The 239-nt window shown below is 47.7% G+C and carries 1 pseudogene; it reads right to left on the bottom strand.

The window, feature by feature from the left end:
* Positions 1–239 (bottom strand): annotated as a pseudogene (locus AC061E_RS16675) (hypothetical protein); the annotation flags it as partial.

The following is a 239-nucleotide window of genomic DNA, read 5'->3' as shown; positions in this document are numbered from 1 at the left end:
ATGCTGAACGTTTCATCAGCCTCGTCGATAGCATCCACAGTTGTAGGTACCGAAACGGTTCCAGTAGTTGCACCAGCAGGAACAGTTACCGTCACGTTTGTCGTAGTGTAATCTGCACTTCCAGCCGTACCATTAGTCAATACAAAAGTATAAGTTGTATCTACCGCCGATGGGTTGCTCAAGGTAAAAGTAAATACAGCAGCACTTCCTTCGGTAGCCGAAGCCGGAGTGATCGTTGC

Source organism: Flavobacterium sp. GNP011, assembly GCF_056428925.1.
Note: the sequence above shows the minus strand (reverse complement) of the source record. Positions and strands in the feature narration are given on the sequence as shown.